A 3,214-nucleotide genomic window follows, 5' to 3' on the forward strand; every position below is an offset into this window, starting at 1 on the left:
GGCGAGGAGGCCGGCGACCGTGCGGTAGGTGGCGGCGACGGCGGTCCGTTCGGGGACGCCCGCGCGCAGTGGCCAGGACAGCAGGGCGAGGACGAGGACCAGGAGGCCGCCGCCGGTCATCAGGGCCGGGGCCAGCCACCAGGGGGAGGGCAGCGGGAGGCCCGCGCCGACCACGCAGTTCAGCAGGAGCAGCAGGCCGGNNAGGGCGACGCCGGTGACGGCGGCCACCGCGTACCAGCCGTGGCCGTACACCAGGGTGCCCAGGGTCACGCCGACCGCGCCGAAGAGCTGGGGGACGGCGATGTTGAGGATGCGCATCCGGTAGGCGTCGGCGGTGTCGCCGATGACGCCGGACAGGGCGCCCATGGAGGCGAGGGCGCCGTAGGCGGGGCGGCCGGCGGCGAGGCCGATCGCGAGGGGCAGGGCCAGGGCGACGGCGGCGCGGGCGGCGGCGGCCCAGTTGACGGGCGCCTGCTGGGGTGTGAGGTTCCGGACCAGCCAGTCGGGAGGGGTGAGGCCGATGGGGAACTCTCGTGACATGCGCCCATTATGGGTTGTTCGGTCGATTTCGGTTCTGGCCCGCCGCGGTGCCGCAACAGCCCGCTCACTCCCGCCGGGGCGCCGCTCGCTCCCGCCGGGGCGCGAGTTCACGTGCGTCGGTGCAGCGTGAGGTCCACGACGAGGGCGCGGTGGTCGGTGCCGGTCAGGCGCAGGAAGCGGGCGTCGGTCGCGGTGAAGTCCCGGGAGACCAGCACGTGGTCGATCTGGGTGCCGATGACGGAGGCGGTGCGCGAGGGCCAGCTCGGGGTGCGGTCGTGGCCGGCGAGGCGGGCCGCGTCGCTCAGGCCGGCGTCCAGGATGTGCCGGAACGCCGCGTGGTCCTGGGAGGCGTTGAAGTCGCCGGCGAGGATCGTGGGGGTCCGGGTGCCGGCGGCGGCGAAGGCGCGCAGCCGGCCGAGTTCGCGGCGCCACAGGCCGATCCGGTCCGGCAGCGGGGGCATGGGGTGGGCGAGCTGGAGGCGTACGGCGTGGCCGCGCACGTCGGCGACGGCGCCGGGCATGCCCATCGTGCCGGGGACGCCCGGGGCGGGGGACAGGGGGAAGCGGCTGAGGACGAGCGAGCCCCTGGAGCCGTCCTGCTCGACGGCCCGGCGGTGCGGGTAGGCGGTCCCGACGGCGCGGTCCAGGGTGGCCCGGCAGCGGGACTCGCACTCCTGCACGAAGACGACGTCGGGGCGCCGGTCGCGCAGGACCGGGACGAGGGCGGGGGTGCCGCGGCCGAACTCGACGTTGGCGGTGAGCACGCGGAGCCCGGCGAGCGGCGGTCCGTCGGGTTCGTCGGCCCGGCCGTACGGCTCCAGGTACCAGGCGAGCAGGCCGAGCACGGCGACGGCCCACACCAGGCCCGGCCACCAGCGGGTGAGCAGTGCGCACAGCAGGGCGAGGCCGGCGGGTGCGAGCAGCCAGGGCAGGAAGGCGAGGAGCTGGGGTACGGGGGTGATGGCGTCGGTGTCGGCGACCCGGCAGCCGACGACCACGCTCACCCCGGCGAGCAGCAGTCCGGCGCACCAGGCGCCGGGGCCGCGTCCGGGGTGCTGGGTCACGCGAGCGAGCCTACGATCCGCCCGCCCGGCCGCGCCAGGAGTGCGCCCGGCACCCGCCGGAGGCAGCGCGCGAGCGGAGGGCTCGCAGCAGGCTGCGAGCCCTCCGCCGGGGCGGGTGCGCGGGGTCAGCGCTTGGTGGTGCTGTTGAACAGCGAGCGCGACCAGAGGTAGCCGACCAGGGCGATGCCGGCGCACCAGGCGAGCGAGATCCAGCCGTTGTCGCCGATCTCGGTGCCGGAGAGCAGGCCGCGCAGCGTCTCGGTCATCGGCGTGAAGGGCTGGTTCTCGGCGAACCAGCGCAGGCCCGGGGACATCGAGTCGGCCGGTACGAACGCGGAGCCGAGGAACGGCAGGAACTGGACCAGCAGGGGCTTGTTGCTGGCGGACTCGACGGTCTTGGAGATCAGACCGAGGGCCGCCGACAGCCAGGTCACGGCGAAGGCGATGGCGGTGAGGAGGCCGGCCGCGGCCAGCCACTCCAGCGGGGTCGCCGAGGACCGGAAGCCGACGGCGAGCGCGACGCCCACGACCACGACCATGCACACCATCGTCTGGATGACGCTGCCGACGACATGCCCCGTCATGAACGACGAGCGGGTGATGTTCATGGTGCGGAAGCGGTTGATGATGCCCTCGGTCATGTCGGAGCAGACCGCGATCGAGGTCGACATCGAACCGGCGGCCACCCCCATGACGATGATGCCGGGCGTCAGGTACTCCAGGTAGGCGTCCCGGCCGCCGCCGATGCCGGCGCCGATCGAGTCGCCGAAGGCGTACACGAACAGCAGCAGCATCATGATCGGCATGAGGGCGCTGCCGAACCCCACGGACGGGTAGCGGATCGCGTGCTTCAGGTTGCGCCGCAGCATCGTCATCGAGTCGTGCACGGCGTAGGTGAGGGCGCTCATCGCGAGGTCTCCTTCATGCGGAGCGGGGTGGCGGCGGTGCCGTTGCCGGTCAGGGCGAGGAACACGTCGTCCAGGTCGGGGGTGTGCACGGAGAGGTCGGCGGCCCGGATGCCGGCGGCGTCGAGCCGGTCGAGCAGGCCGCGCAGCGCGTCGAGCCCGCCGTCGCCGGCCACGCGCAGGGCGAGGTCGTCCGCGTCCCGGGCGGCGCCGGGGAAGACGGCCGCCGCGCGCTCGTACGCGGCGGGGTCGGTGAACCGCAGCCGCACATGGCTGCCGGGGATCCGTGCCTTGAGTTCGTCGGCGGTGCCCTCGGCGACGATCCGGCCGCCGTCGAGCACGGCGATCCGGTCGGCCAACTGGTCGGCCTCCTCCAGGTACTGGGTGGTGAGGAAGACGGTGGTGCCGCCCGCGACCAGCGCGCGCACCATCTCCCACATGGTGCGGCGGCTGCGCGGGTCGAGGCCGGTCGTCGGCTCGTCCAGGAAGATCACCTGGGGATCGCCGACCAGCGTCATGGCGATGTCGAGCCGGCGCCGCATCCCGCCGGAGAAGGTCGCGGCCCGCTTGTGCGCGACGTCCGCGATGTCGAACCGCTCCAGCAACTCCCCGGCACGGGCCTTGCCCTCGCGCTTGCCCAGCCGCAGCAGGTCGGCCATCAGGAGCAGGTTCTCCTCGGCGGTGAGCAGGTCGTCCAGCGCGGCG

The 3,214-nt window shown here is 74.3% G+C and carries 3 protein-coding genes and 1 pseudogene; all 4 read right to left on the bottom strand.

The genetic code is table 11. The features are described from left to right. Positions 1-540, bottom strand: a pseudogene (locus tag CCN44_RS33730) (FUSC family protein); the annotation flags it as partial. Positions 541-647: 107 nt separating this feature from the next. After that, positions 648-1,604 carry an endonuclease/exonuclease/phosphatase family protein gene (locus tag CCN44_RS33735; protein WP_059250127.1) on the bottom strand — a complete coding sequence of 319 codons (957 nt, stop codon included), beginning with the start codon at positions 1,602-1,604 and terminating at the stop codon, positions 648-650. A gap of 125 nt (positions 1,605-1,729) precedes the next feature. Further along, complete coding sequence (locus tag CCN44_RS33740) at positions 1,730-2,512, bottom strand: ABC transporter permease (protein WP_059250128.1); 783 nt, start codon at positions 2,510-2,512, stop codon at positions 1,730-1,732. Further along, the coding region (locus CCN44_RS33745) for an ATP-binding cassette domain-containing protein (RefSeq protein ID WP_086702097.1) at positions 2,509-3,214 on the bottom strand (706 nt) is incomplete at its 5' end. The genes CCN44_RS33740 and CCN44_RS33745, both read right to left, overlap by 4 nt.

Origin of the sequence: Streptomyces tricolor (assembly GCF_002155905.1) — a bacterium.
Lineage (GTDB): Bacteria > Actinomycetota > Actinomycetes > Streptomycetales > Streptomycetaceae > Streptomyces > Streptomyces tricolor.

Coding starts and splice junctions, on each gene's coding strand:
- CCN44_RS33740 (WP_059250128.1), bottom strand. CDS start 2,512: ATGAGCGCCCTCACCTACGCCGTGCACGACTCGATGACGATGCTGCGG.